The 25,743-nt window shown below is 39.1% G+C and carries 21 protein-coding genes; 5 read left to right on the top strand and 16 right to left on the bottom strand.

All coding sequences use genetic code 11. The features are described 5' to 3' along the window. Window positions 1–162: 162 nt before the first annotated feature. Both ACZZZW_RS09260 and ACZZZW_RS09255 read right to left on the bottom strand, forming a co-directional pair. Complete coding sequence (locus tag ACZZZW_RS09260; RefSeq protein WP_055915085.1) at window positions 163–753, bottom strand: porin family protein; 591 nt, start codon at window positions 751–753, stop codon at window positions 163–165. Between the two features lie 12 nt (window positions 754–765). Continuing rightward, window positions 766–1,062: a hypothetical protein gene (locus tag ACZZZW_RS09255; protein ID WP_055915088.1), complete on the bottom strand. Its 297-nt coding sequence runs from the start codon at window positions 1,060–1,062 to the stop codon at window positions 766–768. Between the two features lie 128 nt (window positions 1,063–1,190). Between ACZZZW_RS09255 and ACZZZW_RS09250 the strand changes: the two genes are divergently transcribed. Continuing rightward, window positions 1,191–2,348 (top strand): tetratricopeptide repeat protein, encoded by a 1,158-nt coding sequence (locus ACZZZW_RS09250; RefSeq protein WP_463493034.1) that lies wholly within the window; start codon window positions 1,191–1,193, stop codon window positions 2,346–2,348. Here ACZZZW_RS09250 and ACZZZW_RS09245 read toward each other — a convergent pair. The 5 genes from ACZZZW_RS09245 to ACZZZW_RS09225 all read right to left on the bottom strand — a co-directional run bounded on the left by ACZZZW_RS09245 (window position 2,345) and on the right by ACZZZW_RS09225 (window position 9,149). Continuing rightward, the gene (locus ACZZZW_RS09245) at window positions 2,345–2,806 is read right to left on the bottom strand and encodes a DUF4268 domain-containing protein (RefSeq protein ID WP_055915094.1); all 462 of its coding nucleotides are present in this window, start codon (window positions 2,804–2,806) and stop codon (window positions 2,345–2,347) included. The genes ACZZZW_RS09250 and ACZZZW_RS09245 overlap by 4 nt on opposite strands. 167 nt (window positions 2,807–2,973) lie before the next feature. Further along, window positions 2,974–5,622 (bottom strand): family 78 glycoside hydrolase catalytic domain, encoded by a 2,649-nt coding sequence (locus tag ACZZZW_RS09240; protein WP_463493033.1) that lies wholly within the window; start codon window positions 5,620–5,622, stop codon window positions 2,974–2,976. A gap of 167 nt (window positions 5,623–5,789) precedes the next feature. Continuing rightward, window positions 5,790–6,374, bottom strand: a complete 585-nt coding sequence (locus ACZZZW_RS09235; RefSeq protein ID WP_463493032.1) for a riboflavin synthase — start codon at window positions 6,372–6,374, stop codon at window positions 5,790–5,792. A gap of 125 nt (window positions 6,375–6,499) precedes the next feature. Next, the gene (gene accC / locus ACZZZW_RS09230; RefSeq protein WP_463493031.1) at window positions 6,500–8,011 is read right to left on the bottom strand and encodes an acetyl-CoA carboxylase biotin carboxylase subunit; all 1,512 of its coding nucleotides are present in this window, start codon (window positions 8,009–8,011) and stop codon (window positions 6,500–6,502) included. Between the two features lie 115 nt (window positions 8,012–8,126). Beyond that, window positions 8,127–9,149: a threonine aldolase family protein gene (locus ACZZZW_RS09225; RefSeq protein ID WP_463493030.1), complete on the bottom strand. Its 1,023-nt coding sequence runs from the start codon at window positions 9,147–9,149 to the stop codon at window positions 8,127–8,129. Between the two features lie 220 nt (window positions 9,150–9,369). Here ACZZZW_RS09225 and ACZZZW_RS09220 point away from each other — a divergent pair, with 220 nt between their 5' ends. Then, window positions 9,370–10,230 carry a hypothetical protein gene (locus tag ACZZZW_RS09220; protein WP_055915110.1) on the top strand — a complete coding sequence of 287 codons (861 nt, stop codon included), beginning with the start codon at window positions 9,370–9,372 and terminating at the stop codon, window positions 10,228–10,230. Window positions 10,231–10,407: 177 nt separating this feature from the next. On the opposite strand, the gene ACZZZW_RS09215 is transcribed toward ACZZZW_RS09220, so the two are convergent. Further along, complete coding sequence (locus ACZZZW_RS09215) at window positions 10,408–11,097, bottom strand: NUDIX hydrolase (protein WP_051692040.1); 690 nt, start codon at window positions 11,095–11,097, stop codon at window positions 10,408–10,410. A 111-nt stretch (window positions 11,098–11,208) separates the two neighbouring features. On the opposite strand from ACZZZW_RS09215, the gene pfkA reads away from it, so the two are divergent. The 3 genes from pfkA to gap are packed head-to-tail and all read left to right on the top strand — an operon-like array spanning window position 11,209 to window position 14,045. Continuing rightward, a complete protein-coding gene (pfkA, locus tag ACZZZW_RS09210; protein WP_055915113.1) occupies window positions 11,209–12,195 on the top strand; it encodes a 6-phosphofructokinase in 987 nt (328 codons plus the stop codon). A gap of 1 nt (window position 12,196) precedes the next feature. Next, complete coding sequence (locus tag ACZZZW_RS09205; protein ID WP_463493029.1) at window positions 12,197–13,039, top strand: hypothetical protein; 843 nt, start codon at window positions 12,197–12,199, stop codon at window positions 13,037–13,039. A gap of 7 nt (window positions 13,040–13,046) precedes the next feature. Further along, window positions 13,047–14,045, top strand: a complete 999-nt coding sequence (gene gap / locus ACZZZW_RS09200; RefSeq protein ID WP_029280245.1) for a type I glyceraldehyde-3-phosphate dehydrogenase — start codon at window positions 13,047–13,049, stop codon at window positions 14,043–14,045. Window positions 14,046–15,654: 1,609 nt separating this feature from the next. Here gap and ACZZZW_RS09195 read toward each other — a convergent pair. The 8 genes from ACZZZW_RS09195 to glgB form a co-directional block, all read right to left on the bottom strand. Beyond that, window positions 15,655–16,263 (bottom strand): Crp/Fnr family transcriptional regulator, encoded by a 609-nt coding sequence (locus tag ACZZZW_RS09195; RefSeq protein WP_055915119.1) that lies wholly within the window; start codon window positions 16,261–16,263, stop codon window positions 15,655–15,657. A gap of 101 nt (window positions 16,264–16,364) precedes the next feature. Next, entirely contained in the window at window positions 16,365–16,670 is a 306-nt protein-coding gene (locus ACZZZW_RS09190; RefSeq protein WP_463493028.1) for a hypothetical protein, read from the bottom strand. 166 nt (window positions 16,671–16,836) lie between these two features. Next, window positions 16,837–17,808, bottom strand: coding sequence for a PorP/SprF family type IX secretion system membrane protein (locus tag ACZZZW_RS09185; protein WP_463493027.1), 972 nt, complete (start codon window positions 17,806–17,808; stop codon window positions 16,837–16,839). Between the two features lie 20 nt (window positions 17,809–17,828). After that, a complete protein-coding gene (locus ACZZZW_RS09180; RefSeq protein WP_055915128.1) occupies window positions 17,829–18,767 on the bottom strand; it encodes a T9SS type B sorting domain-containing protein in 939 nt (312 codons plus the stop codon). A gap of 28 nt (window positions 18,768–18,795) precedes the next feature. Next, window positions 18,796–19,524, bottom strand: coding sequence for a hypothetical protein (locus tag ACZZZW_RS09175; protein ID WP_463493026.1), 729 nt, complete (start codon window positions 19,522–19,524; stop codon window positions 18,796–18,798). A gap of 37 nt (window positions 19,525–19,561) precedes the next feature. Further along, window positions 19,562–21,727 carry an immunoglobulin domain-containing protein gene (locus ACZZZW_RS09170; RefSeq protein ID WP_463493025.1) on the bottom strand — a complete coding sequence of 722 codons (2,166 nt, stop codon included), beginning with the start codon at window positions 21,725–21,727 and terminating at the stop codon, window positions 19,562–19,564. Window positions 21,728–22,159: 432 nt separating this feature from the next. Next, complete coding sequence (locus ACZZZW_RS09165; RefSeq protein ID WP_463493024.1) at window positions 22,160–23,596, bottom strand: AAA family ATPase; 1,437 nt, start codon at window positions 23,594–23,596, stop codon at window positions 22,160–22,162. A gap of 176 nt (window positions 23,597–23,772) precedes the next feature. Then, window positions 23,773–25,737, bottom strand: a complete 1,965-nt coding sequence (gene glgB / locus ACZZZW_RS09160) for a 1,4-alpha-glucan branching protein GlgB (RefSeq protein WP_463493023.1) — start codon at window positions 25,735–25,737, stop codon at window positions 23,773–23,775. Between the last annotated feature and the right edge of the window lie 6 nt (window positions 25,738–25,743).

The raw sequence follows: 25,743 nt of genomic DNA, 5'->3' as shown, positions 1-25,743 counted from the left end.
CTATTTTTAAAATCGCAAACGATTATATCGTTTGCGATACAAATATAAACATCTATTTTTAAAATGCAAATTTTATTACCAAAACTTATTTAATTAAAATGTTGGGCACAAAAAAGGTGTTCATTATAAAATGAACACCTTTTAAATTTTTGAAAAGTAAGCTTACAAAATCCTATAACCTAAGCCAACTGTAAACAAGTTTAACTTGGTGCCAGGATAACCGGCTTTATTAATTTTTGATAAACCAAGTTCGTAACGTGCATCAAAGCTTAACTTTTTAAGATCCAAGCCTGCACCGAACTGCCAGGCCAAAGCCTGGTTTTTAAAGTCGGCTCTGAAAACATTTCCAGCAGCCTGACCAAAACTTTGGTTTTCATCCAATATTAATGAAAACATTGGTCCGGTGTTTAATCGAAGACCAATACCAGCGGCACCAAATTTAGTACCTACCAATAAAGGAACATCCAAACTTGTAAAACGAACTTTATTTACTTCTCCCGTTGCATCACTTACCAAATCTGCTTTCTTACCTGAAACATAAAGTTCTGGCTGGAAGTAAACACCTGCCGCTCCAACCCTGGCCCATAAGCCACCGTAAAAACCTGTACGGTTGTTACTGTTAAAAGTGTTTTCACTATCAAATTTCGAAAAATTTGCACCAGCTTTAATGCCCAGCTGGAATGATGGCAATACCTGTGCGCTGGCAAATAGGCCAACAAGCAAAAAGGCAACGGTTAAAGATAAAAATTTCATATGCGTTTAATTTTAGCTGGTGGCATTGTTGATCGCTTCCTGTTCTTTTAAGGCGTCAACATTGTTTTTATCACCAAAGTTTTGTGTTTTACCTGCAAAGTAATCTAAAATTCCTGAAATAGTATCTAAGTTATCAGCTAAATTTTGATGTATATCTGGTAGGTCTTTTTCTAAACGGCCATCGCCAAGTTCAATATTATCAACTTCGATTTTTCCAATTTTCTGAATAAGTGCCTGTTGAGAGTTTTGTAAATCTTCCAATTCACGCACAATCTTCTCCATTAATTCAAACTTCTTTAAAGTGTTCATAGGTCTTATTTTTTAGTTCAACTATTTCTTATAAACCCACAGCCACTCATTTTGTTTTACACCGCATTTTTTTAACAGATGATTTGGAATTATCAAAAACAACTAATAAATTAGTTTAATAATTAATTATGATGAAAAGACTTTGCTATTTATTGATTTTTGTTTGCTTGCATCAAGCAACTTTCGCACAAACGGCCGCTGTTGTAGATAAGGAAAAACTATTTGAATTTTATCAAAATCAACGTTATGCCGAAGCTGGGCAGTATCTAAAAGAGATTTATGGTGAAAATATAACTGATATCAAAATCCTTAATCAGATGGGGTATTGCTTTTTAATGGGAGGTAACACTGTTGAGGCAGAAAAATTTTACACCAGGGCCTATACACTTCAATCACAAAATCTTCCCGTTCTTTTCAGTCTCGCCAACATCAGTACAAAGAGGGGAAATACCGAAAAGGCCAGGCGCTATTATGGAGAAATTCTGAAAATTGATACCAATAACTTTAATGTACACAAACTAATGGCCAATCTGTACAGTTCGCCAAAAGATGATTCGATAAAACGCATATATCTTTTAAAAGCAAACCAGATCAATCCAATTGAAGGTGATGTAGCAACCGACCTTGCAGAGGTACTTTCCAACTATCAGGAATATGAAAAGGCTTACAGTGTACTTGATATTGCCATTAAGGGAGACAGCGATAACCTGGTATTGCAACGTACAAAACTGCCCATTGCCAATCAGTTAAAAAAATACGCTGAGGTAATAGCCGCAGGAGAAAAATTATTAAAAGATGGTGCCGATGCGGGGGTAATAAAAGATGTAGCAAAGGCTTATTATTACACCAAACAATATCAGAAAGCAATTGATCTGTTTAAATTACTGGAAGCAACCGCTATGCAAAATGAGGCCACTTTATATTATACCTCACTCAGTTACCGGGCAATAAAAAATTATCCTCTGGCAGCTAATTATACCAAAAAAACAATTGATGAGGCTATTTCGCCAAATACCTCCAGTTACTATTCACTTTTAGGGCTGGTTTATGAAGAAAACAATCAACTGACGCTCGCAAACGGAGCTTATAAAAAAGGGCTGCAATTTAAAGTGAACGCTACCTTATATTACCGCCTTGCAGTATTTTACGATACCCGGTTAAAACAAGGTAAAAACGCCCTTAAATATTATAATCTTTATTTAAAAAGCAAACCGAGTGTAACGGATGATAAGGAAGAAATCAAGTTTACCAAAGATAGGATAGCACAATTAAACCTGACTGATTAAACCAGATCCTCGAAAACAGGTTTCACATTATCCCAAAATTCATCAAGTGCAATCATCCTGGGCTTAAAAAAGGAAATCAGTTGCGGCCAGTGCTGTTGGTTAAATATGCTCACCCCGGTAATGCTGATGGAAATCTGAGATACTGTTTTACCAAAATCATCGTCGGCATCTCTTATCCAATCCCATTCTTCGCCAACCGTATTGGTAAACAGTAGTTTAAATTCTTCGAACTGTTCAAATATGAGGTGCCTGATATCGGCATCTGAATGCGAAAGTTGAATGCTGATAAAAGCCTTTTTATTGTCGACATCCATTTTAAAAAAGATGTTCTTCACCCCTGTTTTGTAATTTGTCCAATTTACAGTAGAACCACTTGCAGAAGGAACAGGTTTCATGTATTGTCCGAAACTGATCCAAAATTGTTGACGTAAACGGGCTGATTCTTCTTTACTGTACATTTAATTTTTACTGCATCTGATGGAAAGTGCATCACAATTCAATTAATCTGTCTCCCCTTTAGCCTGTCGGAACGCCTGATCATGCATTTAAGCAAGTCCTTCGACAGGCTAAAGGAGACAAATTTATATGTTGATACAACTTTCTGTGAAGCCGCAATGTTAAGCGATTAATATTTATATTCAAAATGATAGCTGCCAGAGCCAATCTGTTCTTTTTTATCGCTTTTTGGCAAAACTACGGTTGCGGAGGCATTAGGCGGAACCGTTACATCAAGCTTAAAAAGGCCTTCGGCAATTGTCCATGATGATTTAACAGTACCATAAACAGTTTCCAGTTCGGCAGACGCAGCTGTTAATTTTCCACCTGGCCGGGGCGCGATAACAACCGATTTATAGCCCGGTTGATCTGCTACGGGATTGATGCCGGAAATATTTTTATACATCCAATCGCCAATAGCACCATATGCATAGTGGTTAAAAGAATTCATATCTGCCGTCTGAAAAGATCCATCTTGTTTGATGCCATCCCATCGTTCCCAAATGGTGGTGGCCCCCATTTTTACAGGGTAAAGCCATGAAGGGTAACTTTCCTGCATTAAAAGATCATATGCAACATTTTCATGCCCAAAGCGGCTTAATACATGGCATAGGTATGGGGTGCCCAAAAAACCCGTTGTTAAGTGGTTTCCGTAATCTCTTACATTATCTACCAACCTTTGAGCAGCCTGCGCACGCAGATTTTCAGGCAGCATATCAAACTGTAAAGCTAAAACATAGGCCGTTTGCGTATTCGAAATCAATTTCCCGCTTGGCGTCATATTTTCTTTGATATAAGCGGCTTTTATCTGTTCGAGCAGTGTAGTGTATTTGGCCACATCATCAGCTTTGCCCAAAACTTTTGCAGCATTTAGCAACAATTGTGTAGAGTGTGCATAAAAAGTTTGAGCGATCATGTATTTATCGGTAACAGCAGCACGGCCGTCGTTATCATCATTAGGGCGGTAAAACAACCAGTCGCCAAAGTGGGACCCAGTATTCCAAAGGTTGTTTTTTGATACAGATGTGATATAATCGACCCACTTTTTCATGCTGCCATATTGCGTTTCCAGTATGCCTTTATCACCATAAGCTATATACATATCCCAGGGGATGATCGTGGCTACATCTGCCCAGCCGGCCGATCCGGCATCACTTTGATTTAGCACATTGGGTACCACAAAAGGTACACTCCCGTTAGGAAGCTGATCGGCAGAAACATCTTTCAACCATTTGGTAAAAAAGCCCGATACATCCATATTGTAAGCGGCCGTTGTTGCAAAGGCCTGCGCATCACCCGTCCAGCCCAAACGTTCGTCCCTTTGAGGGCAATCTGTTGGTACATCGACAAAATTTCCTTTTTGCCCCCACGAAATGTTGTGTTGCAGCTGGTTTAAAAGTGCATTGGAAGTGCTAAATTTTCCGCTGGTTTTCATATCAGAATAAACAGCCACAGCGGTGAGGTTTTCGAGTTTAAGTTCGCCCGGATAACCTTCAATTTTAACATACCTAAATCCCTGAAATGAGAAATGTGGCTCGAATACCTGTTCGGTTTCACCCTTTAAAATATAGTTATTCTGCTGTTTGGCCGATCGAAGGTTGGTGGTATAAAAATTGCCTTCTTTGGTTAATACTTCTGCATGACTGATGGAAATTTTTGTCCCGGCAGCACCTTTTGCTTTCAACATCACCCAGCCTACCAAATTCTGCCCAAAATCAACAACAGTTTCTCCAAGTGGGGTTTTGAATATTTTCAAGGCCTTAAATTCTTCATGTTTACTTACTTGCGGCCCACTCATTCCGATCAGTTTTTCCGGTCCGCTGGCTAATTCCTGAACTGGTTTCCAGCCGGCATTTTCTTTGAAACCGTAAGTATTCCAACCCGCAATTTCCAATCTTGCATCATAGGTTTCTCCATCATATATATTTGATGAGCGTATTGGTCCGTAAGCGGTTTTCCAACTGTTATCAGTGATAAAGGTCTCTTTGCTTCCGTCGTTATATTCTACTTCAAGCTGTAACAATAAAGCCCTGGTATCGCCATAAAACTGCTTTTGGTTGGCAAAACCTATCCGGCCTTTGTACCATCCATCGCCAAGCGAAACACCAATTACGTTCCCACCTTTTTTCAATGATTTTTTGATATCGTAAACCTGGTATTGAATGTGGTCTTTATAACTCGTCCATCCTGGTGCAAAATATGCATTTCCTACACGCGCCCCATTGATGTGGGCCTCATATAAACCTTTTGCAGTAATATATGCCATTGCAGATTTAACTTCTTTTTTGAGCGTAATTTCTTTTTTAAAAAGCGGACTTGCCAAAGCAGTATCCCTTCCTTCTACCGAAATCCATTTCGCGCTCCAGTCCTCAGGTTTTAAGCCTGTTTGAAAATACTGAACCGGAGACCATGCAGATGTATTTCCATGATTATCTTTTACCCTTACCTGCCAGTAATACTTGGTTTTTGAGGAAAGTGCAGGGCCATTGTAGGCAACAAGCACAGATTGATCGTTATTAACAGCTGCTTTCCATAAAACCCGATCAATTTTTGGTGAGGTACCCAGTCTTATTTCGTAATTATTCTGTTTGGTATTTTTGATATCCGAGTTGATCTTCCAGCTAAACCTGGGTTTCGGATTATCAATACTAAAAGGATTTACTAAATGCTCAACAGTTAAATCTCTTACTGAAATTTTCTGCGCAAATATTTGTGTGGTAAATAACAACAAAAATACAGTGTTTAGCACTGCAAATGAGTGACGGAAAATCTTGTTCATAAATGGTTAGCGTTAATTTTTAGTCTTAACACTACGATATTGAGAAATATTATCCGCTCAACCATCCTGCACTGTCATGAAAAATTAAGCGTTACATCTACGCCAATAAGCACATAAAAAACTAATTAAGAGTTAATTATTAAATAAAAAATTAATTAAAATTAATGTTAGCGGTTCATTAAACGGGCTACATATTTCCCAATGATATCGAACTCTAAATTTACAGTATCGCCAACTTCAACTTCCTGTAAATTGGTATGTTCGAAAGTATAAGGAATAATGAATACTGAAAATTCATCATCTGCCGAATTTACAACCGTTAGGCTGATTCCGTTTACGCAGGCCGATCCTTTCTCCACGGTTACATTTCCGGCAGAAGCATCGTATTTAAAACGGTATTCCCAGCTTCCATCCAGTTCTTCGCGTTTGATACAAACCGCAGTCTGGTCTACATGGCCCTGCACAATGTGCCCGTCCAAGCGTGCATTCATCTGCATACAGCGCTCCAAATTAACCTTGCTGCCTACTTTTAAAACATCAAGATTGGTTTTGTTTAGCGTTTCATCTATTGCCGTAACAGTATGTGTTCCATCATTTAATGCCACAACAGTTAAACAAACTCCGTTGTGCGCAACGCTCTGGTCTATTTTCAGCTCATGGCTGATGGATGATGAAATGGTAAAATGAATGTTTGTGTGATCGTTTTTAATGGCGGTAACCTCGCCAAGTGTTTCTATAATTCCTGTGAACATTTATAATGTATTTTTTTTCATCGTCATTCCCGCGCAGGCGGGAATCTTAATCCTCAATACAAATCCTACCGAGGTATTGCGATTCGCAATCAAGTTGATAATGACGATCGCGCTAAATCTATTTGTTAATATTTCAATCTATTTTTTCTCCAGTCTGAAGTTTTTTTAACCACGCCACCTCCTACCGTAACCGCTTGTTTACTAAAAAGTTGTGCAGCGATCAACGCAGCGATCAGTGCTTCTGTTTCATCCTGTACCTTCAAATTTTCAGCTTTAAAGTATTTCCCTACAAAATGGGTATCAAAGTTGCCACCTTTAAATGCTTCGTGCTGCATTACAAATTTACCAAAACCCAAGGTAGTTTCTATCCCGGTAATATCATATTCTTCAATGGCCCTAACCATACGGTCAATGGCCTCTTCCCTGCTTTTACCATAAGTAATCAGTTTGGCGATCATCGGATCATAATAAATCGGAATTTCCATGCCCTGCTCAAAGCCATCATCAACCCTTACGCCATTGCCTTTAGGTGTATTATAGGTTTGCAGGGTACCGATATCGGGAAGGAAATTATTCGCCGGATCTTCTGCATAAACCCTGAGTTCAACCGCATGACCACTTATTTTTAAATCTTCCTGAGAAAAACTCAATTTTTCGCCCGAAGCGATTTTAATCTGCTCTTTTACCAGATCAATACCTGTAATCAGCTCCGTTACCGGGTGCTCCACCTGTAAGCGGGTATTCATTTCCAGGAAAAAGAAATCCAGGTTTTCATCCAGAATGAATTCTACTGTACCTGCCCCGGTGTAATTTACCGAACGGGCCACATCTACAGCACACTTACCCATCTGCTGCCTTATTTCTTCAGTTAAAACAGATGAGGGTGCTTCTTCCACTACTTTCTGATGACGGCGTTGCACGGAACATTCCCGTTCAAAAAGATGAACAATATTGCCATGGGTATCGCCCAATACCTGTATTTCGATGTGCCTTGGCGAGGTAACATAGCGTTCGATAAAAACCGCGCCATCACCAAAGGCTGAAGTAGCCTCACTAACGGCAAGCTGCATCTGCTCTTCAAAATCATCAGCACGCTCTACAATCCGCATTCCTTTTCCGCCACCACCTGCCGCAGCTTTAATCAAAATTGGAAAGCCAACCTCGATAGCGCGTAGTTTTGCCTCATTTACATCCTCAATGGCCTCTTCCGTTCCAGGCACCATGGGGATATTATATTTTAATGCCGCAGCCTTTGCAGATAATTTATTACCCATCGTTTCCATGGCCTGCGGAGATGGACCGACCAAAATCAACCCTGCATCAGCAACCTTTTGTGCAAAACCGGCATTTTCAGATAAAAAACCATAACCTGGGTGAATGGCTTGGGCACCTGTTAGTTTGCAGGCATCGATAATTTTTTCACCAACCAGATAACTTTGATTGGAAGGTGCTGGTCCGATAAAAACTGCTTCATCCGCATAACGAACATGAAGTGCATTCCGGTCGGCTTCAGAAAAAACAGCTACGGTTTTTATTCCCATTTCCTTTGCAGAACGCATAATGCGCAAAGCAATTTCACCACGGTTAGCGATGAGCAGTTTTGAGATTGGAGCTAGAGGTTTGGAGGAATCAGGCATTTTGGTTAGACTTTATATATATTCAGATTGAGCGATGAGCCATCTGACTATTGACCATAAACTATAAAACTATTGAATAAAAATCGGACTCCCGTTTGCCGGCTTCCGACTGCACCTACAAATGTAATATTATTTCAATAGCCTGATCGATCATTTCGGCACTGAGATCCAGGTGTGTTACCAGGCGGACGGTACTGGCACTCGTGGTATTGCAATGCAGGCCCTTCTCTTTCAACTGGTGTACAATTTTTTCTGCTGAACCTTTTTCCACTTCAAAAATGACAATATTGGTCTCAACAGGCATTACCGATTTTACATATTTTGCCGAGCTTAATGCATCGGCCAAGGCTTTTGCATGGGTATGATCATCCTTTAAACGCGTTACATGATTATCGAGCGCATAAATGCCTGCAGCTGCTAAAAACCCTGCCTGACGCATTCCGCCACCAAAGGCTTTCCTGATTTTCCGCGCTTTATGGATCATTTCCTTATTACCAAGTAAAACTGATCCTACCGGTGCGCCCAGTCCTTTAGATAAACAAACTGAAATACCATTAAAATACTTCCCATATTCAAAGGCCTGGTCTCCTGTAGCAACTAAAGCATTAAAAATGCGTGCACCATCCAGATGTAGCTTTAATCCCTTTATATTACATAAGTGATGAATCGGCGCAATCTGAGCCAATGTATAACAGCTTCCGCCACCCTTATTTACCGTATTTTCTAAAACCACCAAACTGGAATTAGGGTAATGAATATTGTCTTCATTAATTTCAGGCTCAATCAGCTCCGGAGTTAAAATACCGCGTTCGCCGTGCAACAGCCTGACCGATGCTGCCGAGTGATAGGCAATACCTCCGATTTCGTAACGGTAAACGTGGGCAGTCTGATCGCAGATTACCTCATCCATCGGCTGGGTAAAACACTTAATGGCTATCTGGTTGGTCATTGTACCGGAAGGACAAAATAATCCGGCTTCCATATTAAAGGTAGCAGCGAGTTTTGTTTCCAGTGCATGCACGGTTTCGTCTTCCCCAAAAACATCATCTCCCACTTTTGCATTCATCATTGCCTCCAACATTCCGGCGGTTGGCCTGGTTACCGTATCACTCCTGAAATCTAAAAATCTGTTGTTCATTATGCTATCTTGTTGTAAAATATTGCTGACGTTTAAAAAAAAGACCAATGCCTTTTCTGGTATAATTTTAAGGTTTTTCGCGGATTAAACACCCTATATAGTGTATTTTTTACACACTTAAAATCCCACAACAACAAATTGTTAAAAAATTATTAAAAAAAAGGATACAAAATATAAGAGTTTTTATACTTTTATCGTGCTAAAACCAAAAATAAATAAAATGATAGTAATTGCAGACGGTGGATCTACCAAAACAAATTGGTGTTTGATTAACGAGGCCGGCAGAAAAATTTACTTTAACACCGAAGGTTACAATCCATATTTTTCAAAAGGAGAGTACATTGTAAAGTCTTTGAATGAGACTCTTCCAGACCACTTGGAAAGAGAGAAATTAACAGCAGTTTATTACTACGGCGCCGGTTGTTCTACACCTGCAAACGTAAAAATTGTGGCTGATGCCATGCAACAGATTTTTACCAATGCAACCATATTTGTAGGTCATGATTTACTTGCCTCTTCTAGGGCACTTCTTGGAAACGAGCCAGGATTTGCTGCTATATTAGGTACAGGAACCAATTCATGTTTGTACGACGGATCTGAAATTACCATGAACATCGATTCATTGGGTTACTTCCTGGGTGATGAAGGTAGCGGTTCGTATATCGGTAAACGTATTTTAAGCGATTACATGAAAGGTTACATGCCAAAAGGTTTACGTGAGGCTTTTTACGACAATTACGCTTTAACCAACGAGGATATTTTCGATAACATTTACAACAAGCCATTGCCGAACCGTTTCTGCGCGAGCTTTAGTAAATTCTTATACGACTTTAAAGATAACTACGAAGATTATGCTTTTGCAACCATTGATTATGCCTTTACTGCATTTTTCGAAGCCCTGGTAATCCACTATCCAAACTACAAAGACCATAAATTAAACTGTGTGGGTTCTGTAGGTTATAGTTTCCGTGATATTTTAAGTATTGTAGCCGACCGTTACGAAATGGGTGTGGGTAAAATTATCCGCTCACCTATAGATGATCTGGTTCATTATCATCTTGAGCTAGCGCCTAAGGCATAGTTTCAGTTTGGAGTTTCCAATGCTGAATCCCTAATTGATCTGAACTCAGATTACACAAAAAATCCCCGGTTTTAAATTTAAAACCGGGGATTTTTATATTTATAAAATGCCGTTTGCTTGGTCTTTCATTGCACTGCGATTTCAAATCCCAGTTCAGAGATCTCACTTCTCAGCCCGCTAAAACGAAATTTCCTTACCAAAAAGCTTTGCGTATTTACGTTTATCAAAGCGGTACAAAGTAGCGGCACGATAAGAAACCCCTTTCTGTTTTTCATCCAGCTCTTTTAATACGCCAAAACTTACAATCTTCTTTCTGAAATTTCTTTTATCAAGTTTTTTACCAAGTACCAATTCATATACATGCTGCAATTGGGTCAAGGTAAACTTTTCTGGCAGAAGTTCAAAAGCGATGGGCTGATGTTTAATCCGCCTTTTGATTTTTTCTAAACCTTTATCGTAAATTTTCTGGTGATCGAAAGCCAGTTTAGGCAGATCGGTTATAGGCAGCCAATTGGCGCGTTTTGCATAAGTACTGATCGGGCGCAGTTCTTTATCACCACCTAAACGGATCAGTGCATAGTAAGCCAAAGTAATTACCCTACCCTGAGGGTGCCTGTGCGGATCGCCAAAAGCATAATATTGCTCCATGTAAATACCGCGTAAGCCGGTAAGTTCGTATAAAATGCGTGAGGCAGACTGATCTAAACTCTCATCAGGACCAACTATATTACCGGGCAGTGCCCACCAATCTTTAAACGGTTCTTCATTCCTTTCAATGAGCAAGATTTTTAATTCCTTACCATCAAATCCAAACAAAACGCAATCTATAGAGAATACAGAATCTAAGTGGGGTAAAATTTGTTCCAAAGTAAAATTTAGTTATTTTAAGCAGATAAAGGTATGACTTTCAATATTAAGTAAAAAAAATAAAATAAATTACTTAGTGTAAAAAATACACACTATATTCGTATTATAAAGATGGAGCCAAATATAAAAAATATAGCTGTACTAACTTCTGGAGGCGATGCCCCAGGAATGAATGCCGCAATCAGAGCTGTTGTTCGTACCGGAATTTACCATGGCATTAATATGTTCGGGGTAATGCAAGGCTACCAGGGTTTAATTACCGACAACATAAAACCTATGGACGCCCGTTCTGTAAGTAACATTTTACACTTGGGCGGCACCATATTAAAAACAGCACGCTGTTTAGAGTTTAAAACAGACGAAGGTCAACAGATTGCATATAATAATTTAAAGAAAAACGGTATCGACGGATTAGTGGTAATCGGTGGTGATGGAACGTTCACCGGAGCAAAGCGTTTTTCGGAAACTTTTGGAGTTAAGGTAATCGGTATACCGGGCACAATTGATAACGATTTGGTAGGATCAGATTTTACATTAGGTTACGATACGGCGATAAATACAGTAATCGAAGCCATCGACAAAATCAGAGATACTGCCGATGCGCACGACCGCCTGTTTTTTATAGAGGTAATGGGCCGCGATTCTGGATGTATTGCATTGAGAAGTTCGATTGCCAGCGGTGCCGAAGCAGTGTTATTGCCTGAAAAGGAAACCAGTGTAACCGAATTGATTGAAAAGCTTGCGCTCGGTGCAGCAACAAAAAAATCGTCGAGTATTGTTATTGTAGCCGAAGGCCATAAACAGGGCGGTGCATACGACATTGCCAAAAGGGTAAAGGAAACTTTTGATCATTATGATACCAAAGTAACCATACTTGGCCACCTGCAACGGGGCGGTAGTCCGAGCAGTTTCGACAGGATTTTAGGCAGCCGTTTAGGATTTGCGGCAGTAAATGCGTTAATTGCGGGCGAAACGGAGCAAATGGTTGGTTTAAAAGGAAATGAAATAAAATTAACCAGCATAAGAGAGGCTTTAACCGCTCATTCTTTTAAACTCGAGCCTGATTTAATGGAAATGACAGAAGTACTTTCAATATAATATGGTAGCAGTTGTTTATAGCGGATCAAAAACAGCATTCTGGAAAATAACCCAAAATGGACAGGTTGTTGCACACTGCAATACTACCGGCTTAAACCCCTGCTTTGTTGATCCTAAAACGATCTTACAAATCTTAAATAAAAAAGTTGCCCTGGTCAACAATGCAGAAAATATTAAGAAAATTTATTTTTTTGCAGCCGGAGCATCATCGGCAGATAGAAAAGAAGAACTGTCTAAAACACTGGCTTCATTTTTTAAATACAGTAAAATTGTTGTAGAAAATGATCTTTTCGGAGCTGCTAAAGCCGCCTGTTACGATCAACCCGGTATTGTTGGGATGTTGGGCAGCGGCGCACACTGCGCTTACTTTGATGGTAAAAAGCCGGTGAACAATAACTTTGGCTTGGGCTATATTTTAGGCGATGAAGGCTCTTCAAATTACTTCGGAAAAATATTGCTTAAAGAATTTTTAAGCCTTAAAATGCCGAAAGATATTGAAACCAAGTTTTTGTTGACGCACAATTTAGACCGTCCACAAATATTAGAACGCATTTACAATAAGCCACAGGCCAATATATTTCTAACCTCCTTTTTCGATTTCATTACCCAAAACAGCAAACACGAATACATCCGTGGGCTGATTGATCAAGGATTTGAAAAATACATGGAAACTTATGTTCTTCCGATGGCAGAAAAATATAACGACCGTGAAATACATGTTGTAGGCAAGGTTGCCGCTGAGCTCGAAGACCGCTTAAGGTTTGTGGCTGAGAGATACGATATAAAAATTAAAAGCATTATTAAAGAACCAATACAAAATTTATTAAAACATTACATTAATTAACAAAACAATGAGCAAAATTGGAATAAACGGCTTTGGCCGTATCGGCCGCTTGGTTTTCAGAGCCGCATTAAAAAGAGGATTGGATATTGTAGCGATTAACGATTTGATCGAGCCAGATTATATGGCATACATGTTGAAATATGATACTACCCACGGTAAATTTGATGGTACTATCGAAGTTGTTGATGGTAACTTAGTTGTTAACGGTAAAACTATCCGTGTTACTGCAGAAAGAAATCCTGCTGATTTAAAATGGGATGCTGTAGGTGTTGAAGTTGTAATTGAATCTACAGGTTTATTTTTAACACGTGCTGATGCTGAAAAACACATCGCTGCGGGTGCTAAAAAAGTTGTTTTCTCTGCTCCGGCTAAAGATGGCGATATCCCAACTTATGTAATGGGCGTTAACCACCATAAATTAACTGCAGATCAAACTATTGTTTCGAATGCATCTTGTACTACAAACTGTTTAGCACCAATTGCTAAAGTATTAAACGATAACTTTGGTATTGTTGAAGGTTTAATGAGCACAATCCACGCAGTAACAGCAACTCAAAAAACAGTTGATGGTCCTTCTGCTAAAGATTGGAGAGGTGGCCGTGGTGGTTTCTCTAACATCATCCCTTCATCTACAGGTGCTGCAAAAGCAGTAGGCATGGTTTTACCTGAATTAAAAGGTAAATTAACAGGTATGTCTTTCCGTGTTCCTGTTGCTGATGTTTCTGTAGTTGATTTAACTGCACGTTTAGAAAAACCAGCTACTTACGAGCAAATCAAAGCTGCTATGAAAGCTGCTTCTGAAGGTGAATTAAAAGGTGTATTGGCTTATACTGAAGATGAAGTTGTATCATCTGATTTCATCGGTGATGATCACGCTTCTATCTTCGATGCAAAAGCAGGTATCTCATTAAATGATAATTTCGTTAAAGTTGTATCTTGGTACGACAATGAGTGGGGATATTCTTCTGCATTAGCTAAATTCGTAGAATATTACGCAAGTTTATAATATAAAAAAGCGCTAAGCGCTTTTTTATTCAATTAAAAGGCAACATTAATCAAATAATGTTGCCTTTTTGTTTTGAAGATGTTTTTCACCTATAAAAAATATTTTATTAAGACCATTAAAAATATTTTTTAATCAAAAAGATCACTGAAAAACACATAAAAAATTAAATTAGATTATAAAAGCACCTTAAAAATTGATAAAAATCATTTTTAAACCAAAAATTGATAGTATTTGACTATATCATATCATAATTTGACAATATTTAACAATTAGTTAACATATTTTTGCCTTATATTTGCAATACAGTCGTTTTAAACCCCAATATCTTCAAGAAAAAGATCGGTAAATAAAAAATGACAAAAAAAATACTTAAAATTTTCTTAGTGTATTTTTTACACTATCAAATTTTTTACTATATTTGTAGAGTAATAAACGGAACGATGTTTATCACCAATAAAAAAGATAAATCATTTTCCTGAGAAACCCCGGTTTAGATGGAAGATTAAAGACAAAGCCTGGCTCATAACAGGTTTATATTTGGTTAGAAAAAAGAGACAAGTCTGGATAGATTGTCTCTTTTCTTATTTTAATGGTATTTGTATCCCAAATCATGAACTACCCTTCCTTATACTTAAAATTTGGATTTCCTTCCCGAGCTTTCATAATATTTATCTTTCAATCATTTTTTCTGAATTTACTATCATAACACTTAAGTCTATTCAGCTTTTTACTTCAGCTTCTTAAAAATTCAAATCTTATTACAACAGCTATTCCGTATAGGATCTTTTTTTCTAAAATCCATATAAATATCGGCCTTAAAATTACCAAACCATCAAATGGCATGGAAACTTCGAGCAAGGGTTTCATCGGCCAATATTATAATGATGGCATTCAAAAACCTAGCTTTAATAATTTTACCCATAAAAAAGGGCGTAGCCACTGGCTACACCCTCTATCTAAATTAACGCTCTCAACTATGAAGTTGATATAAGGCTCTCACCCCTTATAGGGAACAATATTACTATAGAAAGATTAAGATTTGATGAAGATTTGAATTTAAAAGCATAAAAATGTTAAATCTTCACCAACCACCGCAGCTTCCATATGCGATTGCTGCCAGGTACATGATTTTTTTATACTCCAGCACTGCTATTTCAGTTAAATCTGCTGTTCAACACTTTTCACAGTCAAAACTGAACGAAAAAGGATATCTCCCAATGGCTGATTGAATTTAATTGCTCCAGGCTATCCCAGAGCGGTCCATTCATACCTGACTGAGTATTATTTTTCAATTTCCAACCACTTCCCAAGTTTTTTCCATGGGATGGATAATATTATCATTAAAAATCCAAGTAAGAGTTCCATATTTAAATATAATAAAACTTATTGTAATAAACCTAAAAATGGCCGGTTGGCCTAAATAAAGAAGCCTCCCTTAATAGAGAGGCTAAAAGTTTAATCTAAATCGTCCCGTTGATTTAATTTTTACTTACCCAAATCTAAATACAAATGATGTAATTAAGACATCAAATTTCATCTTGTAAATCAATATGTAAATATGTATAATACTATGTAAACATAGGTTTTACTTATTTACAGTGCATTAACATCAAGCCATTTCTTTAACCAGCTTACTGCGGATGCGGCTCAATGTTTCTAAACGCATACCAAGATAGCTCGCAATACAGCGGAGCGGAACTTTAGAAACATCAAAATGATTCATTTCCAAAAATTTCTCATATCGCCTTTCTGCCGACGGAATCCGGGCTATAATGGCGCGCTCAGAAGCGGCATGGTATTGAAGTGCTAAAATTTTTCTACCTATAATGTTGGTTTCGTGGTAGTTTTCGTAAAGCTTATCAATCAGCAGGTTAGGAATTGCAACCAATTCTGAATTTTCCAATGCTTGTAAATACTCTATAGATGGTTGAATATTTTCTTCCGGATGCTGAATGGCACCAACAAATTCGTTTCCTAAACTAATCCATGTGGTAATTTCTTTGTCGTCATCTTTAATAAAACCTCTAACGATACCTGTTGCCACAAAAAAAACATAATCATTGTTGTCAATCGGGGATAAAATGTATTTGTTTTTTTTGACTAGCAGTGGTTTTACATTTTTTTCCATTTCCTGGATAAATCCAGGCGTTATCGAACATAAAGTGCTGAAATAATTCAATACAGCATTAACCAGAAATTGCTTTCGCGATTCAAGCATACAAACAGGGATAGACTTTAGACCCCTAATTATAGCGAATTCTGTTGAAACATTAAAATAAAGTCGATTATTGAGACAATTGTGCTGTTAAAAGCATGTTATCAAGCGATTTGTTTGATATTTTTAAGCGCAATCTGATTAATCCATGTAAAAACCCTAAGCTTCTTCTCATCAAATGACGAAAAACCGGAGAAAACTTCCGCAAAAGTCTGAATTAGAATTGTTTTTGCTGTTTCCTCATCATTTATCTTTCTGATAATTGATCCGTAAATGGCCGCCGAATATTGCGAATAAAGTATTTTGAAAGAAGTACTATCTTGATTTCTCAAACTCCTGAAAAGTATTTCCTGATCAGACAGCCATACCTGTAGGCCCTCATTTTGGTTTTGATCTTCAATACGATTCATTGATACATACATGATAAACTGATAATAAGGGTTTAACATGCTGAGGCATCATTTGTTTAGTAAACCATCTAATAATCAAACAACTAAATAGAGTATTCCAAAAAGCACTATCTGTAATAAGTATTATTTATATTTCTTTTCTATAACCAATGTTCAGCGTTTGGTGTTAAAAATAACATTTAGGCCTCCGGCTTTTTGCCGTTTGAAGGTAGTAGCCGATAGAGATTTCATGTGATCCGTAATCATAATTGCCTAATTTGTTTAAACTGTAATCATAACCATAACCGATGCGAAGGTTTTCGCGGACAAAAAAATCTGTAATCAGTCCGATAGCACTCCTTGCCCGTATATCGCTCTGTAATTCTGGTTTCGGGTAAAGTTTAACTGATGTTCTGTATACACCGCCAAGCCATAATTTTTGTTTTATCATTAAAAAAGCATTCAAATCCAAAGATGTAGGCCCGTTAAGGTCATCTTTAATCAAGAAAGCAGGCTTGAACATAAAATCATTGTTTACCGGGAATACCATCCCGGCCGAAAGGTAAAAATGCGGCTTTGAAGTAATGCTAAGCAGATTGTTATCTCTAAAAACAGGCAGGTACTGACTTAGGAGATTATTAGCAGAGAAACCTATAAAAAACTTTTCGTTGGAATAATGAACCCCAGCCCTGATATCAGGAACCAGTCTGCTTTCATAACCTGTAGGAATTCTGTTATCTCCTGTTTCAGTAGGATCTAACAAACTTCCGTTCAGTCCCATTTGCATGATGCCCAATCCTACGCCAAAGGCCAATACGTTGGTTTCAGTGCGATCGAGCTTAATGCGGTAAGCAAAATTACCGGATAAGTTAAGTGAACTTTGGGCCCCGATCTTATCTTTTGATACCAACAGGCCAAGACCTAAACTTTCATCTTTAACGGCTTCATCGACAGATATTGACAATGTTTGTGGCGCACCTTGAATCCCTGTCCACTGTGCCCGTACAAATGCCTGCATATAAAGTTCTTCCTTATAACCTGCATATGCGGGATTGATGTATAGGCCATTAAATACATACTGCCCGAATTGCGCATTCTGCTGTGCAAAAAGGCACAAAACAAGTAAATTAAAAAATGCCGTTAAAACTATCTTTTTCATATCCACCTTTTAACTTACGTTTACCTCATTACGGTTACATAACCTTTAAATTCCTGCCATTTTGCTGTTTCAGTTTTCACTTTAAGCACATAGAAATAGGTTCCATCCACTAAACCATTCGCTGCCCAATCATTAAGATAGCCAGCTTTCTCATAAACGGTGCTTCCCCACCGGTTAATAATGGTAAGTTGGTTTTCGCTGAACCGATCGAGGCTTTCGATAAAAAAGGTTTCATTTTTTCCATCTCCGTTTGGCGTAAAAACATTGGGAATCTTTAATCCTGTAATTTCTTTTGTATCAATGGATGTATTGTTTGATGGATCAGGATCAGTTTCATTAATGGTTACCGTTGCGCTATTTATGATGTTACCGGGTTTCATTGCCCTAACATTAATAACGAGTTCTACAAAACTGCCATTTGCAAGCGATGGTATGCCCCATGAAACTGTTTTTGTCTGGTTGTTATAACTTGCAGTACCCACAACAGTTGGATCCAAACTGACAAATGTCAGGTTTTCGGGAAGATCATCTTTTACACGAACATTGGTGGCCATGCCCAGTCCATTATTACGTACCAGCAAATTGTATTTAAATACCTCTGTATTGATCACCGGTCTGCTTTCGGATCTTTTAATGATAGAAACATCAGCTGAAAGTTGTGCTTCCATAATCACTTCCATCTCCTCTGAAAGATCAGAACTACAGCCACCCAAACTAAAGGTAATTACGGTGTATTTCCCAGCTGAATTTACCACATAATCCTGCGCGGTGGCACCTGCAATTGCATCGCCATTTTTGAACCACTGGTAAGATGTGGCACCCGTTCCATTGGCCCTTAGTTTAACAGTAACACCGGGTTTGAGGTTTAGGGTATTGGCACTGTTAGATTGCGCAAAGCATGCCGCTGCAGGAAACAGCAGCATACCTAACACAGTGATGCCTAACTTATTAAACCTCATGATTGTTAAACCTACCCTTTTGAATCCTTTATGGGGCTACAGCAATAGTTGCTTTACCAGGTTTAACAGTAACGGTAATGGCTTTACTTGCAGTTGCGGTACAGCTGGTAGATGGTACAATAACAGCGGTGCCTACCGAATACTTACCTTCGGCAGTAAATACGTAAGCATCAGGAGTAACCCCGGCTTTCAAAGTAAAAAGTTCATTATTTGTTCCCGATTGCGCACCCAGGGTGGTAAGATCGGTTACTGCAACACCTGCTTTGGTTGCTGCCCATGTGTAAACTAGCGATACGCCGGTTGGCAACGTCAATGCTGGATCTTTACTTGCAGTAATTACTGTGCTTGCAGTTTGATCTGTACAATAAACGCTTCCAGGTGCATTTACAGCAATTGCTGGTGGAGGCAATTTTTCAACAACAGTATTATCTGATGCATCACTAGGACAAAGATTTATATCCGCTGGTACAACCTGAACAGAATAAGTGTGGGTGCCTGTTGCTAGCGTTGCAGGCACATTAAAAATAGCATCAGTAGCTGTAGCATAGCTTACAGGTGCTTGTACTGTCCCATCAACAGTCCAGACTATTTTATCATTAGCAACTGGGGTGTACCCGGTAAATGTTGGGGTAAGTTTTACAGTACCGGTTCCACACAGATATACATTGGGTGTTGTTTGGGCCAAGGCACCCAAGGGCAATAGGAACATCAAGAATACAAAGATCCTTAAATGGTGTTTTGTAGATTTTTTTGTCATGGTTTGATTTTTTAGGGATGAATGATTTATTTTCTTTTTAATTAATCGCTACAGTTGGTTTATGCGGCACGAGTTTTACCCTAAAATTGAAAGGGATTGCACGCTCGCAGCCATTGGCATTTTTAATGGTTAGCACGCCCTGATAAACTGCAACAGGGGTTGTTGAAGGAATATTTATTGTGATTTCGGCAGGTGGCAAAGTTTGGCTGGAAACAGCAGGGAGTAAACCGCCAGCCCAGGAAATGCTATAAGTTATTGGATTGAATACAGGGTTGGCATAAGCAACTTTTGTACTCATAAGCCCTTCACAAATGCCAGGATCAGGGCCTAACGTTAAATTGGGTTGAGGGTTTACAGTAACAATAAAATCTACTTTTTTGCCGCAATACGTAGCATCATCTGCAAGGTTGTAACTAATGGTGGCATTACCACTGGCAATTGCTGTTACTTTCCCCGCGGCATCTACTGTTGCAACAGCAGCATCGCTGGTGCTCCAGGTTCCGTTTGGATAGGCATTTGTAAAGGTTGCGGTTGTTCCCCCGCACATGGTTGCCACACCAACAATTGCTGGCACGGGAGCATATTGCTTTACTTTTACTTCTACAGCCTGTGCACCTCCTGCATTTTTACAAAGTGTAATTGTATTTACTGCCTCTACATAATAATTTGTTGTGGCCGTTAAAGCTGGCGTTATAAAAGTAGTACCGGTTTTAAGTAATGTACCACCTGTTTGTAAATTGTACCAGTTATACGTAAATGCTGCATCAGGATTAGCTATAGCAAGCGTGGCAGATGATCCGCTACAAATTATTGCACCTGGTACAGCAAGCGTTGGTAAGGGGTTCACTTTAAGCTTTACCCTCAAACGTTCGGAAACTGCGGTAACACAATACGTTCGACTGGCCTGAACATAGTAATTGTAATCTCCGGCGGGAAGAGTAGCTGGAGGCGTAAAAGTTAAACCTGTATACACTAAATTACCTCCCGTTTGGGCATCATACCATTTATATTCGGTACAGGCTTGTGCATTTTGAACTGAAAAGCTAGCAGTTTGCCCCTGACATACCGTTTTTTCATCTGTTGTTGAAGGATCGACCAATGTCCGCGGTTTTGCCAGCTTGCGTTTGATATCGTAAATCCTCAAACGGCTAAAGGCCCCTGTAATTCCGCCCATGGTAATTTCCAAACGGTCGTAAACATTTGTTACCAAAAAAGTGAGCGCATATTTACTAGTTGAACCGGGTAAAAGCTTCAGGTTTAAAAATGTACCCGTATTTTGAAATGCTGGTCCGGCTACAACACCATTTAAATAAGGCTGTATGGTAAAGCCGGTTAAAAGACTTAAATCCAAAAGCCCACCCCCTGGGTTCTCGAGGATGATGGTAACCGAATCTGCAGGCTGTGAGGGCTTATTGAAAATGGTTGTCAGGTAAACCTGATTTAACACAGATGCACCAACATCAATCAATGCAAAACTATTGGGGTCTGAATCAATGGCATTAAATGGATCAGTTACACTACCCGTTAAGTTTGCGATACCGCCTAATGGTGTTGGTTTTACGCCAGAGAGCACATCTATGGCCTCATCGCAATTAATTGATCCTGTGCTGAGTTCCATGATATAGGCATGAAAAACTTTCATCGATAAGGCTGTAGATGCCACTGCCCCTGAAATTTTGATATAAATCCCGTTAAAAGCTTGTGTAGGGGTTACGGTAATTTCGATCTCACCACCACCTCCTATTACGCCCGCAATATTTGCCGAGGTATAAACCGGATTTCGTGTTGCATCGTAGCCAGCTGCATTACCCAATCCCAAACCAGGATAATTATTTGCAGGTACGGTGTGCAGATTGGTAAAACTCCCGATTTCAAAACTGCTTACCAACCCCAATAATTCTTTCGGCAGTGCCAACTTCAATGTAACCGGTGTGTTTGCAGCTATAGTACGCTTGGTGGTATTGGTACCATCGGTGGTAAATTCTAAAAATTGGGTTGCTGATCCTGTGAGGTTTAAAAGCCCGATATCTACAGATAAAGTTGAAGCATCTTTAACCTGTCCGTTCACTGCATTAGATGGATCAGTAACCTTGCCATATAAGGAGCCAAGGATACCCAAATCCAATCCATCAAGGTATGATCCTTGAAAGTTTGCATAAGTCCGTGCTGTATTTTCGCACTGCGCATATAAATAAGCAGGCATAAAAAAAAGCGCAAACACCAGGAAGGATAGACAAGAGCGTCTTTTCAATTGTGGGTTCGGGATAATAGAAGTAAAAAATAGTTTGTTTGCTCGTTGATACAAAAGTACAGCGGGCAAACATCAGATTATCCGTTCACTTTATTCATTAAGGCCATTTGCAGCCTGTAAACCTCTGTTTTATTGATATTTATCAACAAACCCTCAATTTATATTTAAACATGAAAATGCCAGCGGTATTTTACCGCTCAAGGAAAGGATTTAAAATGATCTTATTTGTAAAGTATTATAGGAAAGAAGGGAAAAATATTTAGCAGATAATACTTGCAGGAGAAAAGACTTATTGTATCTTTGCACCCTCTCTGGAAGCTTCCACTCCAGAGTTTAAGAAAGCTTTCCAGCAATGGGAGGCTTTTCTTATTTTAACTGGCCGGGTTAATCGGAAAACAGCACATCCATTGTAATTTCTTTTTGTACTAAACCTGGGTAACGGTCGCTATTTGCAACACCGTAGGTGGTTATCATGGTCAGAAATAATGCTTTTCTTGTTTTGGTCTGGTATTGAAACACCTTTAATTTATTGTTTAATTCTTTTTCATAAGATTTGGTGATTTCGAAAGGTGCTACAGCGAATTTAACTTCACATATATTTATACAAGAGTCATTTCGATCAATAAGCAGATCAATCTGTGCGCCTTGCTCTGTATTGGTTTTAGGTAAATAACGCCAGACAGATATTTCCGCATAAACATTATCTATTCCTATTGCTTTTTTGATCTGTGGAATATGTTTCATGCAAATACTTTCAAAAGCAAAGCCGCTCCAGCTTCTCCATGAGGTACCCGAATAAAATTTTAACCACGTTCCGGCACCCATCGCTTTACTACCATTAATAAATTTGAGGTAAAATATCGAATATTCATCAGTCAACTTGTACAATGCATCCTTACTGCTTTTACCAAACGGAACATAAGGTGTAATAAAGCCAGATTCAGCAAGTTCTGCAAGTAACTGTGTAGCATAGCCCCCACTGCTTAGCTTGCAGGCATCAATAATTTCGGTTCGTGTTAACCCTTTGCCTTTTTTTGCCAGTGCCTGGACAATATCAATATGGTTCTCTGCCTTATCGAATAGCGAATGGTAGAGGTTTTTAAATTCTTCAAGGAGTAGCCCGTCTTTTGTAAAAAATAACCTGTCGATGATTTGGACGACACTCTCGCCGGGTTCAATTTCTTTTAGGTACTGCGGGATCCCTCCCATTGCCATATATACCTGTAGGAGCTGGTATTTATCGAGTTTTATTTTTCTATGTTTAAGGTATGCTGCTGTTTCGCCTACCGTAAACGGAAGGAGTCTGATTCTTTTGGTTACCCGGTTGTGCAATCCTCCACGGTTGTTAATCACTTTATTGATCATCCAGGAAGCGGCTGAACCACAAATTACTATAATAAGTTTTTTCTCTTTGGACGCCCAACTGTTCCAAAAATTTTCGAAGGCAGGCATAAATCCCGACCGGGGCGTATTAATCCAAGGAAATTCATCTATAAAAACGACTGTTCGTTCTTTTTTCACCAGGGGAGTGAGGTATTGGATCAGCATTTCAAAAGCTGCAATCCAACTCTGCGGTTTAGCTAATGGGAAACCACCGGTTACTTTGGTAAGTGCCACACTGAAATTTTCCAGCTGCTGATCTAATGTTGCATGATGAATGCCTGAAAATTCAAATGCAATTTCTTTTGTAAATCCATTCCTGATTAAGTAGGTCTTCCCTACCCGCCTACGGCCATATACAGCAATGAGTTCACTTTCGCCGGATTTCTCAATCTTTTTAAGCAGCAATTTTTCTGCAGTTCTTCCTACAACCTGTTGCATAAACATTTAATTTACAGCAGCAAAGGTAGTAAAAAATTGATTTTTGGCGTAATATAAAAAGCTATATCACGCCAAAAGTATGTATTAAAGTATAGTTTTGGCGCAATATAAAAAGTTATATCGCGCCAAAACTATACATCTGGATGATGTTTTGGTGCAATATAAAGTACTCTACTTTATTTACTCTTAAATATTGTTACAGCCAAAGGCGGCAAATCGACAGTTATTGAGTACTCTTGCCCGTTATATTCTTTTAAATCGGGAGTAAGCTCTCCCCTGTTGTTAATACCGCCTCCATAATACACGATATCATCTGTATTAAATATTTCTGTCCATCTGGTTTTGAAAGGTACACCAATCTTATAATTCTCGCGTACCACCGGTGTAAGGTTTACCGCAACAACCAAGGTATCTTTTGCTTTTGGACCTTTGCGCATATAGGTAAACACCGATTCATTTGCATTATCTGCATCCAGCCATTGAAAGCCTTCATAACTAAAGTTGAAATGATATAGCGCAGGCTCTTTCCTATACAAAAAGTTTAAGGCTTTAACGGTTTCCTGCATGCCTTTATGAGGCGGGTATTGCAGTAAATGCCAATCCAGCGATTGAGTAAAATTCCACTCATTAGTTTCGCCGAACTCGTTTCCCATAAACAGCAGCTTCGCCCCTGGATGGGTAAACATATAGCCGTAAAGCGCCCTAAGGTTTGCAAATTTCTGCCAATCATCACCAGGCATTTTATATAGCATAGGAGATTTTCCATGAACAACCTCATCATGGGAAAACGGCAACATAAAGTTTTCGGTAAAGGCGTAGGTCATGCTAAAGCTCAACTGATGGTGGTGGTGCTTTCTACCGAGCGTTTCTACCTTAAAATATTTCAGGGTATCATTCATCCAGCCCATCATCCATTTCATCCCAAAGCCCAAACCACCCGCATGTACAGGATGGGTTACTCCGGGATAGGTGCTGCTTTCTTCGGCAATGGTTTGCACGCCATCGTAATTTCCATAAACGGCAACATTAAGATCCTGCAGAAACTTTATTGCACCAAAGTTCTCACTTCCACCGTATTCATTAGTGGCTGCATCACCGTCTTCTCTCGAAAAGTTAAAGTATAACATAGATGCCACTGCATCCACCCTCAAGCCATCTGCATGGTATTGGTCGATCCAAAACAAGGCATTGCTAATTAAAAAGGAGCGTACTTCGTTTCTGTCGTAATTGAAAATGTACGATTTCCAATCCGGGTGAAATCCTTTGCGCATATCCGCATGCTCGTATAAATGTGTGCCATCAAATTCATACAAACCATGCCTGTCGCCAGGGAAATGAGAAGGCACCCAATCTAAAATTACGGCAATGTTGGCTTTGTGGAGTTCATCAATGAGGTACATCAGATCCTGTGGAGAGCCATAACGTGAGCTTGCGCCAAAATAGCCCGTAATCTGATATCCCCAGCTTGGAAAATACGGGAACTCCATTACAGGCATCAGTTCTACGTGTGTAAAACCCATTTCTTTTACGTAAGGCACAAGCCTGCCTGCTACCTCTCTGCAGTTCAACACACGCTCAGGATTACCCGGATCGCGCTCCCAGGAACCTAAATGTATTTCATAAACAGAGATTGGTTGATCCAATGCATTAATTTTGGCTCTTTTGTTAAGCCATGACTTATCTTTCCAGGTATAATCAGTATCCCAAACAATAGATGCCGTTTGTGGCGGATGTTCCCATCTTCTTGCATAAGGATCGCCTTTTAAATGTTCTGATTCGTCAAATCCTTTGATAAAATATTTATAGACCTCGCCTTTTGATACATTAGGGATAAATCCTTCCCAAACACCCGACTTATCCCACCGTTTGTTTAAGGGGTGCGCAGTGTTGTTCCAGTCGTTAAAATCACCCACTACATTCACGTGAATTGCATTGGGTGCCCACACTGAAAAATAAGTACCAGCCACGCCATCTACAGAAATTAAGTGGGAACCCATTTTTTCGTAAAGCCTAAAATGTTTTCCTACCAGGAAAAGATCAATGTCGTAATCGGTAAATAAACTGTGCACCCAAACGGATTTCTTTTTATCAATTTTCGGTAACGCTGCTTTTTTTGCAGGAACTTTTTTTGCTGCTGGCATAGATAT

Source organism: Pedobacter sp. AC379, assembly GCF_979258145.1.
The sequence above is the reverse complement of the archived record's forward strand: the minus strand, read 5'-3'. Positions and strand labels throughout refer to the sequence as shown.

Excerpts from the sequence above, each read along its gene's own strand:
- ACZZZW_RS09235 (WP_463493032.1), bottom strand. The coding sequence starts at position 6,374 with ATGTTCACAGGAATTATAGAAACACTTGGCGAGGTTACCGCCATTAAA.
- ACZZZW_RS09205 (WP_463493029.1), top strand. The coding sequence starts at position 12,197 with ATGGTAGCAGTTGTTTATAGCGGATCAAAAACAGCATTCTGGAAAATA.
- accC (WP_463493031.1), bottom strand. The coding sequence starts at position 8,011 with ATGCCTGATTCCTCCAAACCTCTAGCTCCAATCTCAAAACTGCTCATC.
- ACZZZW_RS09195 (WP_055915119.1), bottom strand. The coding sequence starts at position 16,263 with ATGCTTGAATCGCGAAAGCAATTTCTGGTTAATGCTGTATTGAATTAT.
- pfkA (WP_055915113.1), top strand. The coding sequence starts at position 11,209 with ATGGAGCCAAATATAAAAAATATAGCTGTACTAACTTCTGGAGGCGAT.
- ACZZZW_RS09190 (WP_463493028.1), bottom strand. The coding sequence starts at position 16,670 with ATGAATCGTATTGAAGATCAAAACCAAAATGAGGGCCTACAGGTATGG.
- ACZZZW_RS09185 (WP_463493027.1), bottom strand. The coding sequence starts at position 17,808 with ATGAAAAAGATAGTTTTAACGGCATTTTTTAATTTACTTGTTTTGTGC.
- ACZZZW_RS09250 (WP_463493034.1), top strand. The coding sequence starts at position 1,191 with ATGATGAAAAGACTTTGCTATTTATTGATTTTTGTTTGCTTGCATCAA.
- ACZZZW_RS09245 (WP_055915094.1), bottom strand. The coding sequence starts at position 2,806 with ATGTACAGTAAAGAAGAATCAGCCCGTTTACGTCAACAATTTTGGATC.
- gap (WP_029280245.1), top strand. The coding sequence starts at position 13,047 with ATGAGCAAAATTGGAATAAACGGCTTTGGCCGTATCGGCCGCTTGGTT.
- glgB (WP_463493023.1), bottom strand. The coding sequence starts at position 25,737 with ATGCCAGCAGCAAAAAAAGTTCCTGCAAAAAAAGCAGCGTTACCGAAA.
- ACZZZW_RS09180 (WP_055915128.1), bottom strand. The coding sequence starts at position 18,767 with ATGAGGTTTAATAAGTTAGGCATCACTGTGTTAGGTATGCTGCTGTTT.
- ACZZZW_RS09225 (WP_463493030.1), bottom strand. The coding sequence starts at position 9,149 with ATGAACAACAGATTTTTAGATTTCAGGAGTGATACGGTAACCAGGCCA.
- ACZZZW_RS09175 (WP_463493026.1), bottom strand. The coding sequence starts at position 19,524 with ATGACAAAAAAATCTACAAAACACCATTTAAGGATCTTTGTATTCTTG.
- ACZZZW_RS09255 (WP_055915088.1), bottom strand. The coding sequence starts at position 1,062 with ATGAACACTTTAAAGAAGTTTGAATTAATGGAGAAGATTGTGCGTGAA.
- ACZZZW_RS09260 (WP_055915085.1), bottom strand. The coding sequence starts at position 753 with ATGAAATTTTTATCTTTAACCGTTGCCTTTTTGCTTGTTGGCCTATTT.
- ACZZZW_RS09220 (WP_055915110.1), top strand. The coding sequence starts at position 9,370 with ATGATAGTAATTGCAGACGGTGGATCTACCAAAACAAATTGGTGTTTG.
- ACZZZW_RS09165 (WP_463493024.1), bottom strand. The coding sequence starts at position 23,596 with ATGCAACAGGTTGTAGGAAGAACTGCAGAAAAATTGCTGCTTAAAAAG.
- ACZZZW_RS09240 (WP_463493033.1), bottom strand. The coding sequence starts at position 5,622 with ATGAACAAGATTTTCCGTCACTCATTTGCAGTGCTAAACACTGTATTT.
- ACZZZW_RS09170 (WP_463493025.1), bottom strand. The coding sequence starts at position 21,727 with ATGCCTGCTTATTTATATGCGCAGTGCGAAAATACAGCACGGACTTAT.